General features: G+C 41.7%; 16 protein-coding genes and 1 pseudogene. 15 read left to right on the plus strand and 2 right to left on the minus strand.

Features of this window, described 5'->3' with window-relative positions:
- Positions 1-80 precede the first annotated feature (80 nt).
- The 9 genes and pseudogenes from PSF67_RS22035 to PSF67_RS01845 all read left to right on the plus strand — a co-directional run.
- Positions 81-245, plus strand: a pseudogene (locus PSF67_RS22035) (nitrilase-related carbon-nitrogen hydrolase); the annotation flags it as partial.
- 44 nt (positions 246-289) lie between these two features.
- On the plus strand, positions 290-436 hold the full coding sequence (locus PSF67_RS01810) for a hypothetical protein (protein WP_206276806.1): 147 nt from the start codon (positions 290-292) through the stop codon (positions 434-436).
- A 78-nt stretch (positions 437-514) separates the two neighbouring features.
- The gene (locus PSF67_RS01815) at positions 515-1,513 is read left to right on the plus strand and encodes a 3-oxoacyl-[acyl-carrier-protein] synthase III C-terminal domain-containing protein (protein WP_206276805.1); all 999 of its coding nucleotides are present in this window, start codon (positions 515-517) and stop codon (positions 1,511-1,513) included.
- On the plus strand, positions 1,510-2,517 hold the full coding sequence (locus PSF67_RS01820) for an NAD-dependent epimerase/dehydratase family protein (protein ID WP_272676432.1): 1,008 nt from the start codon (positions 1,510-1,512) through the stop codon (positions 2,515-2,517). The genes PSF67_RS01815 and PSF67_RS01820 overlap by 4 nt, the downstream gene beginning before the upstream one ends.
- Complete coding sequence (locus tag PSF67_RS01825; protein WP_231068748.1) at positions 2,511-3,314, plus strand: MBL fold metallo-hydrolase; 804 nt, start codon at positions 2,511-2,513, stop codon at positions 3,312-3,314. Before PSF67_RS01820 ends, PSF67_RS01825 begins: the two co-directional genes overlap by 7 nt.
- Complete coding sequence (locus PSF67_RS01830; RefSeq protein WP_272676467.1) at positions 3,308-4,588, plus strand: F390 synthetase-related protein; 1,281 nt, start codon at positions 3,308-3,310, stop codon at positions 4,586-4,588. Before PSF67_RS01825 ends, PSF67_RS01830 begins: the two co-directional genes overlap by 7 nt.
- Positions 4,585-5,199 carry a phosphatase PAP2 family protein gene (locus tag PSF67_RS01835; RefSeq protein WP_272676433.1) on the plus strand — a complete coding sequence of 205 codons (615 nt, stop codon included), beginning with the start codon at positions 4,585-4,587 and terminating at the stop codon, positions 5,197-5,199. Before PSF67_RS01830 ends, PSF67_RS01835 begins: the two co-directional genes overlap by 4 nt.
- On the plus strand, positions 5,192-6,316 hold the full coding sequence (locus tag PSF67_RS01840; protein WP_272676434.1) for a sterol desaturase family protein: 1,125 nt from the start codon (positions 5,192-5,194) through the stop codon (positions 6,314-6,316). Before PSF67_RS01835 ends, PSF67_RS01840 begins: the two co-directional genes overlap by 8 nt.
- Positions 6,306-7,409: a fatty acid desaturase family protein gene (locus PSF67_RS01845; protein ID WP_102138051.1), complete on the plus strand. Its 1,104-nt coding sequence runs from the start codon at positions 6,306-6,308 to the stop codon at positions 7,407-7,409. The genes PSF67_RS01840 and PSF67_RS01845 overlap by 11 nt, the downstream gene beginning before the upstream one ends.
- Positions 7,410-7,443: 34 nt before the next feature.
- On the opposite strand, the gene PSF67_RS01850 is transcribed toward PSF67_RS01845, so the two are convergent.
- A complete protein-coding gene (locus tag PSF67_RS01850) occupies positions 7,444-8,763 on the minus strand; it encodes a polysaccharide deacetylase family protein (RefSeq protein ID WP_272676435.1) in 1,320 nt (439 codons plus the stop codon).
- Positions 8,764-9,055: 292 nt separating this feature from the next.
- Between PSF67_RS01850 and PSF67_RS01855 the strand changes: the two genes are divergently transcribed.
- The 3 genes from PSF67_RS01855 (at position 9,056) to PSF67_RS01865 (ending at position 12,627) form a co-directional block, all read left to right on the plus strand.
- Complete coding sequence (locus tag PSF67_RS01855) at positions 9,056-10,168, plus strand: mandelate racemase/muconate lactonizing enzyme family protein (RefSeq protein WP_272676436.1); 1,113 nt, start codon at positions 9,056-9,058, stop codon at positions 10,166-10,168.
- Between the two features lie 249 nt (positions 10,169-10,417).
- A complete protein-coding gene (locus tag PSF67_RS01860; protein ID WP_102138054.1) occupies positions 10,418-11,728 on the plus strand; it encodes an MFS transporter in 1,311 nt (436 codons plus the stop codon).
- 164 nt (positions 11,729-11,892) lie between these two features.
- Complete coding sequence (locus tag PSF67_RS01865; protein WP_229597485.1) at positions 11,893-12,627, plus strand: Crp/Fnr family transcriptional regulator; 735 nt, start codon at positions 11,893-11,895, stop codon at positions 12,625-12,627.
- Here the strand turns inward: PSF67_RS01865 and exuR are convergent, their stop codons facing one another.
- A complete protein-coding gene (gene exuR / locus PSF67_RS01870; protein WP_102138056.1) occupies positions 12,628-13,389 on the minus strand; it encodes a transcriptional regulator ExuR in 762 nt (253 codons plus the stop codon).
- A 241-nt stretch (positions 13,390-13,630) separates the two neighbouring features.
- On the opposite strand from exuR, the gene PSF67_RS01875 reads away from it, so the two are divergent.
- The 3 genes from PSF67_RS01875 (at position 13,631) to PSF67_RS01885 (ending at position 16,810) form a co-directional block, all read left to right on the plus strand.
- Positions 13,631-15,124, plus strand: a complete 1,494-nt coding sequence (locus PSF67_RS01875; RefSeq protein WP_272676437.1) for a UxaA family hydrolase — start codon at positions 13,631-13,633, stop codon at positions 15,122-15,124.
- A gap of 224 nt (positions 15,125-15,348) precedes the next feature.
- Positions 15,349-16,200, plus strand: a complete 852-nt coding sequence (locus tag PSF67_RS01880; protein WP_102138058.1) for a MurR/RpiR family transcriptional regulator — start codon at positions 15,349-15,351, stop codon at positions 16,198-16,200.
- 178 nt (positions 16,201-16,378) lie between these two features.
- Positions 16,379-16,810: a PTS sugar transporter subunit IIA gene (locus tag PSF67_RS01885; protein WP_102138059.1), complete on the plus strand. Its 432-nt coding sequence runs from the start codon at positions 16,379-16,381 to the stop codon at positions 16,808-16,810.
- The last annotated feature ends 5 nt before the right edge of the window (positions 16,811-16,815 follow it).

Here is a 16,815-nt window from a genome sequence, read left to right on the forward strand (position 1 = left end):
CAAAAATAACTCATTATTTTTTGTTCGAACGACATATTTTTATCTCCTTAACCTAAGGAGATAAAAAGAATGCAATATAACCCCTACTCCACGCTGCAACAGTTCAGTTTCAACATCGCCCTAATGATAAGACCTATAACCTAGGCCGCATTCATAACTTTATTACCCAAGTCGAGCAACAAGACGTGAAAATAGTGGTGTTGCCTGAGATATGTATTACTGGTTATTGGCATGTGCCAAAGTTACCAGATGAGGCTTTTTCATGCCTTAAGTGAAACTTTAAGCTCAAATGACACTCGCTCAACATTGTGAACAAGCCCAATGGTGTATTGATGTGATATGGCAGGCTTCATTGCCTAAATCATGGCAAAAAACCATCAATGAATTAATTGATGAAGTTTATGAAATATTCTTAAGAGAAAGAGAATCAGAATAACTCCGTAATTCCTATATATTAAATATTTGAACTCTGATATTTATTGTCATTATCATCGCAAGATAGGCACATATTGATATGTCTGGTAACCAGTCAATAACCCCCCTAAAAATCATTGCTTCTGGAGTTGCACTTCCTGAGCATAAAATTTACTCATCCATGTTGGATGAAAAATTAAATAAACCAAAAGGGTTTGTCGAAAAACATTCAGGTATCGAATACCGCTTCCATGCAACTCATACCGATTCACAAGCAGTATTAGCCGCACTAGCGATTCAAAATGCTTTACATACGAACCATATCGCACCAGCCAGTATTGATATGTTGATTAATGCTTCAGCTATCCCAGTGCAAGCGCTACCGTGTTCAGCTGCGCATATCCTTGAGCAATCGAATTTAAACCAAGGTATTGCCTGCTTTGATGTCAACTCCAGTTGCATCAGCTTCATCACTGCACTTCAGGTCGCGGCTGGGTTATTAGCCACCAGTGCTTACCAACGCATCGCAATTGTTTCTGCAGATATCGCCTCGCGCGGTATTGACTGGCAAGATAAAGAATCATCGCTGATTTTTGGTGATGGCGCAGCTTGTGTTGTTGTGGAGAAAGGAGATGGAAATAGCGGAATTATTTCTTACACCCATACCACCTATACTGCAGGGATCGATTTTTGCGAAATTCGCGCAGGTGGCACAAGATGCAACCCGCGCTCAGGTATGACTGACGATGATTTTCTTTTTCATATGCAAGGGAAAAAACTGTTTCGCCTCGCGTCTTCTTTGATTGAAGATTTTATGCAACAGGTTTTCAGTGAATCGGGTTTACAGCTCAAACAAATTGGTACCGTTATTCCACACCAAGCCAGTCACCTTTCTTTAGAACATATGCGCCAACGTGTAGGCGTGACGACTGACCAACTGATTGATATTTACCGTCACCGCGGGAACCAAGTCGCGGCATCGATTCCTTCAGCACTGCACGAAGCGATTATCACAGGCCGTTTCTATGAAAAACAAAGTGCGATGCTGATTGGTACTGCCGCCGGTTTAGCGTTATGTGCCATGGTGTTGGTGCCATGAAGATCTTGGTAACAGGCGCAACAAGTGGCCTGGGACGTAATGCTAGCGAGTACTTACTTCAAAGAGGCATTGATGTCGTCGCTTGTGGCCGAAACCTCCAGGCAGGGGAACAGTTAAGCCAATTAGGTGCAACATTTATTGCCTGTGAATTATCTGAACTTACCGTTCAAGAAGCAAAAATACTCATGGTGGGCTGTGATGCAATTTGGCATTGCGCTGCCCTTTCCTCGCCTTGGGGAAAACGCCAAGATTTTGAGAAAACAAACGTTCATGCAACTCAAATATTGGCTACCGCTGCGGGGGAAGCCAAAGTTTCACGCTTTATCCATATTTCCACCCCTGCCATCTATTTTAATTTCACCCACCAGCAAAATATTCCTGAGTCTACGGTTAATAAACATTTCGCTAACCAATACGCTAGAACAAAATATTTAGCCGAGACTATGATAGAACAGTGTGTTAGGCAGTTTCCAACAACGCGTTACACTATTTTGCGCCCTCGAGGCTTATTTGGCCCTCATGATCGCGTTTTGCTACCGCGCTTGCTTGCGCAAATAAAATCACGAAAAGGAAAGTTGGTCTTACCTAATGGGGGAAATAACCATTTTGACCTCACCTATGTGGGAAATGTGGTTCACAGCATGCAGTTGGCGACGTTCAAAGAAACACTCCCCAATGGCGCCATTTATAATATTACGAACCAGCAGCCACAAGCACTTAAACAAACATTAAATCAGCTATTTAGTGAACTTAACTTAGATTGTGAAATTCGTTCAGCCCCTTACTCTTTACTGTATGCTATTGCCTGTCTATTAGAGACCATTGGCTATTTAACGGGAAAAGAGCCATTACTGACACGCTATAGCCTTGGCGCTGCCTATTTCACCATGACATTAGATAACCAAAAAGCCCAACAAGAGCTGGGTTACTATCCTTTATATAGCATGCAACAAGGCGTTCATTTAACTGCAAAATGGCTGAAACAACAGGAGAACCCATGCTAACTATTCATCAATATGAGGTGGGTTATTGCACACATCCAGGCTGTGTAGCTTTGAAAGGTGCTAGTTTTAAATCCTGTAAATTCCCAGCAAGAGCATGGCTGATTGAAGATGAGCACCAACGTTGGCTGTTTGATACCGGTTATGCCACCCATTTTTATGATCATACGCGCCATGGCATTATGCGGCTATACCGAACAGTTACCCCTGTGTATTTCGAAAGCAAAGACGCCCTTGTCAATCAATTGGCTAGTGATGGCCTAAAACCTAATGATATCAATGGCGTGATTTTGTCCCATTTTCATGGTGACCATATCGCAGGGCTACGTGACTTCCCCATCATACCCATTATTTGTTCAGGGGATGGTTGGGCTAAAACTCGCCCTTTAACTGGATTTGCTGCATTGAAAAATGCCTTTGTCAGTGGCCTATTACCTGACGACTTCGAACAACGTACTGTATTTTATGAAGGTTTCCCCAAGGTCGCGTTACCCAATGAATTGCATGTTTTAGGCGAAGGCTATGCCGTCAATCAGCAGAAAACGTTACTCATTGTCCCTCTCCCTGGGCATGCTGCAGGGCATATTGGTTTGTGTGTACTAACTAACTCAGGCTGGATATTGCTCGCAGGCGATGCGGCTTGGTCTCCGACTAATTATCGTGAATTACGCGGCCCTATGGCAATTGCCAATATCATCATGGATGATAAGCAAGCTTATTATGAAACACTAAATAAATTGCATGAGATTGATAAACGCAATGTGGTTATCCAACTGTGCCATGAAGGGGATTTATTGTGATCCTCTCGATGCTCTGGCATTACTGGCGCGCACGTCGTTTAAAATTTAAAACTCGGGATGAACTAGAAGCCCATCAACAACGGCATTTGGCACAATTCAAGCGCAATGTATTAACCAAAAGCCCCTATTTTCAGCCTTATATTCATCAAGAGTTACATGATTTCCCCATTATGAATAAGCAAATCATGATGGATAATTTTGATGAAATGAATACCGCCGGGCTTTCTAGTCAAAAACTTCTAGAATGTGCACAAAAAAGTGAGCAATCTCGGGATTTTGCCCCTAAAGTGGGGCGCTACAGTGTCGGGTTATCCTCTGGAACTTCAGGCCGTCGAGGTCTGTTCGTTGTTAGCCCAGAAGAACAAAATGTCTGGTCTGGCAGTATGTTAGCTAAAATGTTACCTAAAGGCTTGTTTAGTGGTGAACGCGTTGCACTGTTTTTACGTGCCAATAATAACCTGTATGAAAGTGTCAATAACCGTTGGATTTCACTACGTTTTTATGACCTTTTTGCAGATTTTGACCTACAACTCGCTGCGCTTGAACAATATCAACCTTCCATCATCGTTGCGCCAGCCCAAGTGTTATGCGCGATTGCTGATGCCATCAGCCAACAGAAAATTCAATTAAATACACAAAAAGTGATTTCTGTCGCTGAGGTATTAGAGCCTCATGACAAACAAAAATTACAGGAGTATTTCCCCAATGTCGGGGAAGTCTACCAAGCAACGGAAGGGTTTTTAGGCTGTACTTGTTCCCATGGTACTTTGCACTTAAATGAAGCGTTTGTGCATATTGAGCCTAATTGGCTTGATAATGACCGTTTTTCGCCGATTATCACGGATTTCACCCGTAAAACACAGCCTATTGTTCGCTATCAACTGGATGATGTGTTAGTGGTGAAAAAAAATGCCTGCCCCTGTGGCTCTCCTGAAATGGCGATTGAACGCATTGAGGGCCGCAGTGATGATTTGCTGCAACTTCCGGGCTATAACGGCAAAATTGTGACGATTTTCGCCGATCCCTGTGCAAGGGTTATTGTGAATCACTTACCTGTTACTGCCGATTTCCGCTTAACACAGCAAGGAAACTCATTATATTTACAGGCTGAATGTTCCCCTACGGAGCTGTCCCATTGCCAACAACAACTGGTAAGCTATTTTGCAAACCAACACGTTGATATTACTCAATTAGATTGGCAATTATCATCAGCTGCTATTATGCAAACACTCTCGGTTAAAAAGCGACGCATAACCCGTAAGGAAGCGAAATGAGTAGCAAAGAATTATTCACTCGCCTTATTTATTGCCTGCTCGGCTGGGGAACCGTTGGTATTGTTTATCAGTATACCGGGCAAGTAACGGGGCAGGCTCATATTTTGTCCCCCAGTGAGATTGATAATGCCGTGCCATTTTCACCCGACGCCATCTGGCTTTATCTCTCATTTTTCCTGTTTATCCCACTTGGGTATTTTCTCAGCCCTCTAAGAAAGGCTCGCTCACTCATGTATGCCATGCAGCTCTGTGCGCTGGTTTCTGGGGCGGTCTATCTGTGGTATCCCACGACCATGCTGTACCACGATTACGACTTTTCAACCTTATCTGGGCGGGTTTTGTCTGCATTGATTGATATTGATAGCCCACAAAATTTACTCCCTTCTCTACATATCTCATTGACTCTCGTCGTACTGAATGCATTATGGTCAACACAACAAAAATTTCGCACGGTTCTCGCCGTGATTTGGGCCATTGCTATTTGTGTCTCTGTATTGGTGTTAAAACGCCATTTATTTATTGATGTTGTCACTGGCGCACTCACCGCTTGTGGAGCATTAGTGATTGTTCACACTGCGAAGTTTGTCTTAAAGAGAAACACTAATGAATGAATTAACCTTTCCGATTGTTTTCATGTTAGCGGTCGTAGTCGCAGAAGGTTTAGTGATCGCTAAAACACAAAAAGGCACCGTTAGCTGGCAAGAATTGGTATTCAACCTCAATTCCGGCCATATCATGTTATGGTTATTCAGAGGGTTAGAGATTTTCTGTTACGGCTTTGTCGTGACCCACTACTCATTCAACCTCGTTGAAAACTGGCCAACCGCACTGGTGTGGGTGTTTGCGATTTTGGCTTGGGACTTTGGTTTTTACTGGCTACACCGTTTGCACCATACCTACCGTGTTTTATGGGCCGTTCATGTGGTACATCACCAAGGGGAACACTACAATCTATCATTAGGTGTGCGTAATTCTTGGTACTCATCACTGACATCAATCCCATTCTTTATGTTACTGGCGCTAATGGGGATCCCCTTAGAGGTGTTTATCACCGTTTCAATATTGCACTATACCATTCAGTTTTTTAACCACAGTGCGCTGATCCCTCGTTTGGGTTGGTTAGAGAAATTCATGGTAACGCCACAACACCACCGAGTTCATCATGTCAAGGAAGGGCATTATTCCAACCGTAATTTTGGTGGCAGTTTTATTTTTTGGGACAAACTGTTTGGTACATTTTCAAAATTGCCTGAAACTGAGCACCATTTTGGTATCAAAGGGGCTCCCGCATCTGAAAACCCGTTTATTGATAGTAATTTACCTTTTTGGCGTATCATTAAACGCCGCAGTCAACCCAAGGCAAAACCCACGCCATTATTTCGTGTAAACCAAATCGCATTAGTAATGGGAACGCTCCTCCTATTTAGCCTAGTGATTGGTTATGTCTATATTTATGGCTATGGTTACCAAGGGACGACTCAACAACAAGTAATTTTATTTATCTTATTAGCCTTAGGTACCGTGGCACTATCCGGTATTTCAGATGGCCGTAAAATTGGCCTGTTGAGCTGGTTTTTCATCGCTTGCTTGCTATTAATTTGCATTTTATTTATTTGGCAATGGACAACCCCATTTTGGGTTATTTTTACCAGTGCTCTGTGGTTGCATAGTTTATTAATGTTAATCGGTATAGGCCGAAAACCCATACAGGTGAGTGATGTCTTCTGAGCCGCTAAGGCCGTTAGGCTACCAACATCGCCATGACCAAGCGTTCCAAAAAGCATTGAACATGGCGGCCAAACACTATTTACAACAGCGGGCTGATCACCGTTTCGCTGACACACGTTTTTATTTAAAAAGTCTGGTTTTAATCTTGTGCTGCTTAGGCAGCTACGGCATAGCGTTATGTGTTAATGTGTCTTGGGCGTTTTTTATTTTTTACCCTCTATTTATTTGCTTCGCATTGTTATTGGCGATTAATTTAGTTCACGATGCTTCCCATAATGCAATTTTTAAACAGGCCAAAGCCAATTATTGGCTCAATTTTTGGGTCACTATTCCGTTGGGTTTAGACCCTGAATGTTGGCGTGTCAGGCATATTATTTTTCACCATGCGCACACCAATATTCGTCATTATGATTTAGATATCGAAGAAAATTTCGTCTTACGCCAAACCCCTTATCAGCGCTGGTACCCGTTTATGCGAGCTCAGCATCTGTATTGGCCATTAATTGCCGCAATGACTTTCCCTGCGCTGATTTGGTTCTTTGATTGGATGGACAGATTTCATTTGACGCGCGTCGCCCCTCATATGCGCCATCAAGGCCGTCGTGGTATTGGGGCATTTTTATTGGCTAAGTTACTGCATTTGATTGTTGCAATAGTCATACCTGCGTTTGTTATTACTGATATCAGTTTAGGGACCTTGCTACTCACTTACTTATTTAGCCAAATGTTTGCCTCTCTCATATTTGTTGTATTGATACTTGGCACCCATTGGGCGAAAGCAACTTTTTATACGCCTCCCAAAGAAGGCAATATGCCACATGGTTTTTATACTCACACGTTTTCAACCACTTATGATTGGCAAACCACACCTCGTTGGCTAACCTATTGGTTAGGCGGGTTAAACTTACATCTTACACACCATTTATTTCCCAATTGGAACCACCGCCATTACCCTGCCCTTGCTAAGATTATTGAGCAAACCGCCAAACAGTTTTCGATGGATTATCATTGTATTAGCGCAAAAGAATTGTTTGTTTACCAACAGCAGTTTTTAAAAGAGATGGGAACGGGCAAGAAAGCGGATGAGCACTGAGCCAAACAACCCAGTGCTTAGTTCACTACATTGATTATCTATCGATAATAATATTTTGATTTATCACGCTTTTTTCACTATTACCCACCATCTGAGCAAATTTCTCTAATGGGTCAGTCCGAAAAGCATACAAACGTTTGAGCGCAAAAGGGTTATCCCCCAATTTGACTTTTCCTTGAATGGTCGTGACGGCAAGGTGTAGCCCCGCATCTTTAGCCGCACCCATCGCTGATTGGTTATAACCACCAAATGGATATGCAAGGTAACGCTGCTCAGGTTCGAAACGACTTAAAATTCTTATCGACCGTTTAAAATCCAACATGATCGTATGTTCTTTCCGGCTAAATAAAATGGGTGAATTATGGTTATCTAAACGATGTAAAAAGTGAGTATGAGATTGGATATTAAAAACGTCTCGACTATCTTTGATTTCTTGCTTATTCATAAATTGCAAGTCATGCGCTGACCATTTTTGTGGCTGTGTTTTGATGCGTGAAGAAATAATAAACAACGTCGCCTGCTGGCGGTTATGCCTTAAAATCGGTAATGCGTAGCGATAAACTGATTTTAAACCATCATCAAATGTCAGCACGACGGCTTTACCAGGTAGGTTAGCGGATTTATTCAGATAATCTTCCACATCGGCAAGCGAAAGTGTTTGGTAACCCGCCTGTTTTAAACAATTCATTTGTTCTCGAAATGCTTCTACCGATGTCGTCGTGGATGTTTCACGGAAATACTTATTTTCACTATCTTTGAGAATATGGTGATAAGTTAAAATTGGAATGCCTTTATCTAATGCGACATCATCTAAACGCACATAACCCAGCCTATCCCCTATACGGATGGTTAGCCAAGCACTCTTTTCTCCTGCTTTATCCGTTTTAATCATCCGAGCTAACACAGGGTAGCGCAGGTTTTCCCATAAAGAGGCAATTTGCTTACGATTACCCTGAGTTGAGTTATATACCGCTGTTTTTTGGTGTGTGACCAAATAATCATAAATAGGATTTTGTAAGTCATTTAGCCTATCCACTTCAGGGACATAACGCGGTTTTTGGTTAGAAAACGATATTGTTTTTACAAATGCGTAGTCATTGCCAAACTGCATCGCGCAATAATCCCCTGAGGGAGAATAAGCGTAAAAACCGTGTTCTGCGTTAAGTTCTGCGACAGCGCGCATTTCTCCAGCAATCATCGCAAAAATAATTTCAGGCTGTTTCGTTTGCACTAGCTTTGGTGGGATGTCTGCCAACTGCCAATCGTCAGTGTTGTTGACGGTCTCAGAAGCCATAGATTGGGGAAGATAATTCGTAAATAAAATACAAAGCAATAAAAGAAATCGTCTAGACATGTTTTATCCACTATAACGCTGGGTTTCCGTAATTATTCTAAACCGACTCTAGATTGAACCCCATACCCTGATAGAAATTTTATTATTCCCCGCCACCCATTATTTTCGCCCACTAAGCTGTTATACCAATTTTAAAAATATGACCTAACCTATCACACAGAATAAAGAGATCTAGCTCATATTTATCAGTAAAAAGCACCATACAGGCACAATCTGTAAATCATTTGACAGTTTAATCCATTTCCCGCTGCTAGATTGGCATTCAACCACCTTACAACACCTGGGAACAACAATGAAAATAAAAGAAATTAGTACTTTTATCATGCACGTACCTGTCACTAATGACCTAATTGGTGACTCAACTCACAGCATTACCCATTGGGGGATGCCGGGTGTCATGATCAAAACAGAATGTGGATTAGTCGGTTATGGCCATACAGGGACACATGCCGACATCACCACTGACCGTTTAATAACCACTATTATGGAAGATGTTTTCGGCCCAATGTTACTCGGCGAAGACCCAACAGAAGTGCGCTATTTACATCGAAAACTCACTCGCAGCTCAACCAATATCTGGGTAGGTCGTGGTGGTTTGATGCAAATGGCGATTTCTGCCATCGATATCGCCCTTTGGGACCTTAAAGCTAAAGCCGCAGAGCAGCCACTATGGCAACTGTTTGGCGGTTCAAAACACAATAAAGTTAACGCCTATAACACTGACTGCGGTTGGTTGGTGCGTAGCCAAGAAGACTTAGTCGATGATTGTAAAAAAATGATCTTCGAAGAAGGTTTCAAAGCAATAAAAATGAAGATTGGCAAACCCGACCCACGCGAAGATCTTCAGCGTATTGAAGCAGTTCGCAACGCAATTGGCGACGATATCGACCTAATGGTCGATGCAAACGGTAAATGGGATATCAGTATTGCCAAGCAATATGGCCACCGTTTAAATGATTTTAATATTAAGTGGTTTGAAGAACCATTATGGCATGATGATGTCGCCAGCCATAAACAGCTTGCCGCTTATATGGACACACCTATCGCATTAGGTGAATTACTTTATCACAATGATTCATTCAAAGAATTTGTCTTGGCGGGTGCCGTTGATTATTTACAGCCTGATACAACACGCTGTGGCGGTTTAACGGCGGTATGGGAAATTGCTGACTTAGGTATGGCCTTTAATTTACCCGTGACACCACACCATGGCGATATGATGCAAGCACAATTGCATCTGGTAATGGCACATCCAGCTTGTTCTTTACTGGAATTTATTCCATGGACACTGGATTGCTTTGTTGACCCAGTCGAAGTCATTGATGGTGTTTATACCACACCAACCGCGCCTGGGGCAGGTACAACGTTAAAACCTGAAGCATTAGCTAAATTTAACGTGAAATAATGATCATTCCCTTTTTCAATATTTCATTTCTAACAACATGAAAAAGGGAAATTAATAACAAGAATTATTCATTTTAAATTACTTATTTACACTCTAAATAATTCATGCTGCAGTCAACAACACCGCAACTTGAAGTATGACGAGTATATTAGCTCTATACTCTACTCTGCTGGTTATTCAGCGGCGGGCTAAACACATAATAAAAATGAATAGATAACATTACTATCTTACAAAAAACTGGGGTGAACCATGTCCACCAATACGGATCATTTATCATCGGCTACCAGCAAAGCAATACGAAAAATAATACCTATGGTGGTATTAATGTTCATATTGGCTTATTTAGACCGTTCAAATATTGGTTTTGCAAAACAAGAGTTTCAATTAACAACTGGATTAAGTGACGCTGCATACGCATTTGGTGCAGGGATCTTTTTTATCGGCTATGCACTGTTTGAAGTGCCAAGTAATATTCTGTTGTACCGCATTGGTGCTCGGGTATGGCTATCGCGCATTATGGTCACGTGGGGGCTAGTCTCTGCCGCCATGATGTTTGCCCATGATGAAACCACCTTTATTGTGCTACGTTTCTTACTTGGTGTCAGTGAAGCCGGCTTCTTCCCGGGGGTTATTCTGTATTTAACCTTCTGGTTCCCACAAAATATCCGTGCACGGGTGACAGGCTACTTCTTATTTGGTGCACCACTGGCGTTTATCATTGGCGGCCCATTATCCGGCTCATTATTGTCGTTAGAAGGAACTTCATTTGCCTTCGGTTTATACGGCTGGCAGTTAATGTTTGTCGTAGAAGGCTTATTAGCGTCTATCGTCGGGATTTGGGTATTCTTTTACCTTGATGACCGCCCTGAAAAAGCCAAGTGGCTGACAGCTGAGGAAAAAAGTGCACTTTCCGCTAAATTAGCCTTGGAAGAAGATGCCAAAGCAGGCCATAGCCCGAAAGGCGCCCTGAGTGCGCTATTAGATATGCGCGTTCTCTACCTGTGTCTGATTTGGTTTACCGTTCAAGTATGTGGCTATGGGATTTATTTCTTCTTACCAACCCAAATCGGTACGTTGTTGGGCAGTAAAGTCGGCATACTTGTAGGCTTTGTTACCGCCATTCCACCACTGTGCGCTGCAATTGCCGTTTACTATGTTCCACGTATTTCAGAACGTCTCAAAGAACGTCGTAAAGTGGCCGCTATTACCTTTATGTTAGGGGCTGCGGGCATTGCGGTTTCTGGTTTATTCGATAGCATTCCAGTCATTGCGATTATTGCCCTGTGTGTGGCAGCGGCTGGCCACTTAGCCATGCAACCGCTGTATTGGAGCTTCCCATCGGCATACTTAGGCGGCACCGCAGCTGCATCGGGTATTGCGTTGATTAACTCAGTGGGTAACTTAGGTGGTTTTGTGGCACCAAACTTACGAGTTTGGGCTGAGGCTACCTTTGAGTCTGCCCGTGCAGGGCTCTATTTTATCGCGTTAGTCGCCTTTATTGGGGGTCTGTTGATTTTGACATTAAAAAGATTAGGTATTGAAAAACGATTTGAAGATTAATTAATTATCTTTTAAATCCCTCCCGAGCCGCATCAATGGCTCGAGTTTTCTATTACCCTATTTCTTATTTATGAGGTTTACTCGAATATTACAGCGGTTCATGATTGAACATAACCCTACCAAATGTCATGATAAAGTTAGTTAATCATGCAGGGAGCATTCAGATGAACATTGCGGTACAAAACAGCCAATTAGTTCTAACGCATGAAAATATTCTTGAAATATTAAAAACAAATAGTTGGTTTAGTAACTTACCTGATTATTTGATTTCCATCTTAATGACATGCGCCACATTGCGTTTTTATCCAGATGGTGAAATGGTTCACTACCAAGGTGACCCTGCCCGTGGTCTATATGCGGTGCTCCAAGGTTCAGTAAAAGTAAGTTCAATTTCCTCAGATGGCCGTGAATGTGTATTTCGCTATCTTTCACCAGGCAATTGGTTTGGCGAAATTGCCATGCTAGATAAATCAGCGCGCACCCATGATGCCAAAGCGATTAGCCCAACCATTTTACTGACGATATCACCGAAAGACTTAACCATGATCTTGGAAAAACACCCCGTTTTTTACCAATTTCTGAATATTTTGCTCTGTAAAGTGATCCGTAATGCCTTTACCATTATCAATGACAGTGCCTTATTGTCCGTTTCAGCCCGACTCGCCAAACGCTTGTTGAGCTTAGCAGAAGGCTATGGGGAGCCCCATGAAAAGGGAATTCAATTGAGCCTATACCTAACACAAGATGACTTGGCGACCATCATTAATACCACACGGCAAACTATCAATAAGCGTTTAGTCGCATGGGAAAAACTAGGCTGGATTGATGCAAAATACGGGAAAATTATTTTAGTTAACCTCCCCGCGCTGAAGCAGATATCTGAAGATGATGAGGAATAACTAGCTGTTATCATCCATCGTTGGGCTATCGGCAAAGAAGTAGCGGTCCATGGTGAACTCGAAGTCATCACTAGTCGCGTTGAATAACATTTTTTTGGTATTTTCCAAATGTTGCCACATGGCTTGCCGCGCCCCTTTTGGGTCTCGACGCGCTAGTGCCTGCAAAATTTGGTCGTGCTCATCACACCAGCTCTCAATCGAACGGTTATCAATGTGCTCATGAAGTTTGAGCCAGTATGGGTTACGTAAGCGTTGGCTCCACATTTGCTCAACGATCACCACCATCGCACTGTTATGGGTCGACGCGGCAATTTGCATGTGAAAGGCAAGATCCCATGTTGAGTCACGAAAACGATCCTCTTTGCGAGCATGCTTTTGAATATCAACTAGTTTTAAAATATCTTCTTTAGTGGCTTGGGTCGCGGCAAACTCGGCGATATGGCTTTCAATCAGTTGCCTTGCTTGTAAGAGTTCAAATGGCCCACAGCGACTAAATTCTAATCCGGTTTCTGTATTGACTGAGTTATTAGACCGATTATTGATGACATGTATGCCAGATCCTTTGCGTACATCCACATAGCCTTCCACTTCTAACATAATGATGGCTTCGCGGATCACCGTACGGCTCACCTTCATTTCGTCAGCAAGTAACCGTTCCGCAGGTAATTTAGTGCCAACTGGGTATTCGTCATTTTCGATACGTTCTTTGACCAGAGCCGCAACTTGTTGGTATAGGCGCGGTTCACTCTCTTGTGAGCTCATTATTTTCTCCTTTCACATAACCACCCGACTCGTTGGCCACTAATGCCTCACAGTATAACGAAATTTTTCGACGATGGGTGAAATAGAACTTCACTAATAAATAAATCGCAATAAATTGGTATAACATCTTTTAAAGTTATAAACCAGATCGTATAATGAATGAAATTTAGACAACAAAAGATCATTCATACTTTTTGTGGCTGATCACGCTTAATCCGATTTCCAGTTCAGGGAACGCAATATGATAAAAGATATAATTAAAATACATCCCAATGACAATGTCGCCATTACTTTAGTTAACCGGCAAGCAGGGGAAACCATTACTGTTGCAGAGCAATCAGTGACATTAAAACAAGATGTTGACCGAGGGCATAAAATCGCCCTGAACCCGATTGAAACCGGCAAAAATATTGTTAAATATGGCGCTCCCATCGGTCATGCAACGACTACCATAACAGCTGGAGAACATGTTCATACTCATAATACCGCTACCAATTTAAGTGCTTTAAATGAATATGAGTACCACCCTGAGCACAACACAATTACCGCTACACTGCCGGATCCAGACGTGCAAATCTATCGCCGAACAAACGGTGATGTGGCTATCCGTAATGAAATTTGGGTGATCCCAACGGTTGGCTGTGTTAATGCGCTGGCGAGAAAAATGATCGAACGCTTTAATAAACAACATAATGGCGCTTCTGATATTGATGGTGTTTATCTTTATAACCATACTTTAGGCTGTTCCCAGCTCGGTGATGACCATTTAACAACCCGTACTATTTTACAAGATATGGTTAAGCACCCTAACGCAGGTGGCGTACTCGTCATCGGTTTAGGCTGTGAAAACAATCAAGTCGCCGCTTTTAAAGAAACACTAGGTGACTATAATGATGAACGCGTCAAATTTATGGTCTGCCAACAATTAGATGATGAAATTGAAGCCGGTGTCGAGCACCTTAATGCACTTTATCAATTTGTACAGCAAGACAAACGCGAGGCGGGTAAGCTAAGCGAAGTAAAATTTGGTCTTGAATGTGGTGGCTCTGATGGCCTTTCAGGGATCACAGCTAACCCATTGTTAGGCTGTTTTTCTGATTTTTTAGTCAGCCATAACGGAACGACGGTGTTAACCGAAGTGCCTGAAATGTTTGGTGCTGAACAAATTCTAATGAACCACTGCCATGATGAGCTGACGTTTGAGAAAACGGTCAATATGATCAATGACTTCAAACAGTATTTTATTGCTCATGACCAGCCAATTTATGAAAACCCATCTCCAGGCAATAAAGCAGGAGGAATTTCGACACTTGAAGAAAAATCCCTCGGCTGCACACAAAAGGCGGGTACTAGCCAAGTAATGGATGTTTTAAAATATGGAGAGCGCCTAACAACCCCAGGGTTCAATTTGTTAAGCGCACCGGGTAATGATGCCATTGCCACCAGTGCCTTAGGCGCAGCTGGCTGCCACATGGTATTATTTACGACAGGTCGAGGTACGCCCTATGGCGGATTTGTTCCCACCATGAAAATTGCGACCAATAATGAGTTAGCTGCCAAAAAACCCCATTGGATTGATTTTAATGCAGGCGCCTTATTAACAGGAAAATCCATGGATCAATTATTAGATGACTTCATTCAGCTTGTTGTCAAAACCGTTAATGGTGAGCACACTAAAAATGAAATCAATGATTTCCGTGAATTAGCGATTTTTAAAATGGGCGTCACACTTTAAAAACAAACTGTCCCCTATTGCTTAGGTAACTATTAAGCAATAGGGATATAGCTAACTATTTATATTTGTTAGTCTTTTCTTACTAACCTTACTTTCTCGCCTGAGCCATAACCCCATTTATCGTGACACACCCCCAATAAAGAAAAGTCACCATTTCCCTATTTTTAAGATATGGTAGGATCCGTTTCGTGATGGCGAATTTTAATTTATTAGCAGGGTAAATAATGATAGACCTAAAACTTAGAGAGGCCAGAGACAGCCTTTCCACCAAAGAAAAACAAGTTGCTGAGTACATTATTGCTAATAAGAAAAACATGCAAAGTATTAGCATTCAATCCCTCGCCCAAGAAAATAAGGTCAGTACCACCACTATTTTGCGCCTATGTCATAAATTGGGCTACCAAGGTTTTAGCGACCTAAAAATTGATTTAATTTCATCGATTAATCACAAGTCTTACGGCACCCTGCTGCAAGAAGATATTGATCTTAATGACTCAATGGAAACCGTTAATCACAAAGTAGGACTGATTGAAAAATCATCCATAGAAGAAACGTGTGCTTTGGTTAATTTAAATGCCTTTACGCAAGCAAATGAATTAATTAGTAAGAGTAAAAAAATTGTCATTTATGGTGCAGGAAGTAGCGGATTAGTTGCAAAAGAATTTGAATATCAACTAATTAAAATAAAAAAAGATGTCAATTGCCACCTTGATTACAGCATCCAATTCAGTATTGTGAATACGTTAGATCAAAACGATCTTGTCATTGTCATTTCTCATTCCGGTGAAAACCACGAGTGCATCAAGCTACTTACCCTTGCGCGTGAATTACATGTTCCAACCATTGCTATCACTAAAATGGGACAAAGTTCGGTGTCATCGCTAGCAGAAACTATCTTGCACACTATTTCCACTGAACATGTTTCAAGGCTCATTCCTATTCGTTCAAAAATTTCACAACTGACTGTAATTAATATGCTGATTACTAATCTATTTATTAAACAGTATGATGAAAGAATTCAAAAACAAATTAGCACTCGTGCAGAGCGCTTTTCTCGCTTAAATAGCAATAACTAGTCCTTTTTTCTTCTTAGTATCTTCTACGTGGCTCTAAGTAGCCACTTCGATCTTGCTCACAAAAATGATCCTTTCTAATAGGCGCCCCTTTTCATTCCTCTTTTTTGTGATATTGTTACTTTAAAATAAATATATAAAAGTAATTTTATTACTAAAAGAAGAAAGATAAGGGGAAAAAATGAGCTCTCAGATACCTATCATTCTGGCCAGCCATGGGCCTTTTGCACAAGGGTTATTGGAATGTGCAGAAATGCTAATTGGCGATCAAGAAGATATCAGCGTGATTTCGATTCAAAGAGAAAGCAATATTAATGAGGTAAAAAAGCATTTATTTGAAACATATCAAAATGTTAATAAAGGTGATGGCGTTTTAATTTTAGTGGATTTATTAGGTGGATCTCCTTGCAACCTAGCCAGCGAGCTCGTTATTACCCAAAATGATGTTGTGCTGTACTGCGGGATCAATGTGCCTACTTTTCTCGAAATACTCAGTAACCGAGACCTCCCTTTGCATGAACTTCATCAAATCATTAATGATGTATTCCCTGGCAGTTGCATCAATGTCGGTGAACAACTTAAACCATTAACACAAAACGATAGCGAACTTTAGGAGAA

Source organism: Providencia sp. PROV076, from assembly GCF_028483405.1.
Lineage (GTDB): Bacteria > Pseudomonadota > Gammaproteobacteria > Enterobacterales > Enterobacteriaceae > Providencia > Providencia huaxiensis.

Excerpts from the sequence above, each read along its gene's own strand:
- PSF67_RS01810 (WP_206276806.1), top strand. The coding sequence starts at position 290 with ATGACACTCGCTCAACATTGTGAACAAGCCCAATGGTGTATTGATGTG.
- PSF67_RS01815 (WP_206276805.1), top strand. The coding sequence starts at position 515 with ATGTCTGGTAACCAGTCAATAACCCCCCTAAAAATCATTGCTTCTGGA.
- PSF67_RS01820 (WP_272676432.1), top strand. The coding sequence starts at position 1,510 with ATGAAGATCTTGGTAACAGGCGCAACAAGTGGCCTGGGACGTAATGCT.
- PSF67_RS01825 (WP_231068748.1), top strand. The coding sequence starts at position 2,511 with ATGCTAACTATTCATCAATATGAGGTGGGTTATTGCACACATCCAGGC.
- PSF67_RS01835 (WP_272676433.1), top strand. The coding sequence starts at position 4,585 with ATGAGTAGCAAAGAATTATTCACTCGCCTTATTTATTGCCTGCTCGGC.
- PSF67_RS01840 (WP_272676434.1), top strand. The coding sequence starts at position 5,192 with ATGAATGAATTAACCTTTCCGATTGTTTTCATGTTAGCGGTCGTAGTC.
- PSF67_RS01845 (WP_102138051.1), top strand. The coding sequence starts at position 6,306 with ATGTCTTCTGAGCCGCTAAGGCCGTTAGGCTACCAACATCGCCATGAC.
- PSF67_RS01850 (WP_272676435.1), bottom strand. The coding sequence starts at position 8,763 with ATGTCTAGACGATTTCTTTTATTGCTTTGTATTTTATTTACGAATTAT.
- PSF67_RS01855 (WP_272676436.1), top strand. The coding sequence starts at position 9,056 with ATGAAAATAAAAGAAATTAGTACTTTTATCATGCACGTACCTGTCACT.
- PSF67_RS01860 (WP_102138054.1), top strand. The coding sequence starts at position 10,418 with ATGTCCACCAATACGGATCATTTATCATCGGCTACCAGCAAAGCAATA.
- PSF67_RS01865 (WP_229597485.1), top strand. The coding sequence starts at position 11,893 with ATGAACATTGCGGTACAAAACAGCCAATTAGTTCTAACGCATGAAAAT.
- exuR (WP_102138056.1), bottom strand. The coding sequence starts at position 13,389 with ATGAGCTCACAAGAGAGTGAACCGCGCCTATACCAACAAGTTGCGGCT.
- PSF67_RS01875 (WP_272676437.1), top strand. The coding sequence starts at position 13,631 with ATGATAAAAGATATAATTAAAATACATCCCAATGACAATGTCGCCATT.
- PSF67_RS01880 (WP_102138058.1), top strand. The coding sequence starts at position 15,349 with ATGATAGACCTAAAACTTAGAGAGGCCAGAGACAGCCTTTCCACCAAA.
- PSF67_RS01885 (WP_102138059.1), top strand. The coding sequence starts at position 16,379 with ATGAGCTCTCAGATACCTATCATTCTGGCCAGCCATGGGCCTTTTGCA.